This window comes from Mesorhizobium sp. M3A.F.Ca.ET.175.01.1.1 (assembly GCF_004791945.1).
Lineage (GTDB): Bacteria > Pseudomonadota > Alphaproteobacteria > Rhizobiales > Rhizobiaceae > Mesorhizobium.
Map to the genome: position 1 here is coordinate 1 of NZ_SRTP01000121.1, position 380 is coordinate 380.

Annotated in this window: 1 protein-coding gene; it reads right to left on the minus strand. The window is 66.1% G+C overall.

All coding sequences use genetic code 11. From position 1 onward, the window contains the following. Positions 1–380, minus strand: a 380-nt coding sequence (locus tag EN818_RS31010; protein WP_135906632.1) for a hypothetical protein, incomplete at both ends; no start/stop codon positions are given.

The window sequence follows — 380 nt, forward strand, 5'->3', positions numbered from 1 at the left end:
TCCGCCGTTTCAAAGGTTTCGTCATCCTCCTGCACGACAGGCCCATGCGAGGTCGCGCGAGGCGCCGTCAGATCAGATTCGTCGGCCTTCCTCTCATCGGCCTTCGGTTGTTCGGCCGCGAGACCAGGCTTGTCGGCCGCTGAAGCCGCATCAGGTCGCCTTTCTGCCCCGGCACTGTCGCTGGTTTGCGGCTCGGCCGGGCCGGAACTGTCCTTGCGCAGCCGCTCGCCGATCTCGCGAAAGGCGCTGCGCTCGAGGATCGACAGGGTCCTCTCACTTCCCGGCCTCTCATTTCCCCGCTTGTCACTGGCCGGCTTGTCACTGGCAGCTGCGTCATTTCCCGGCTGCTTGTCGTTGGCCGGCTGCCGGTGCTCGGCCAG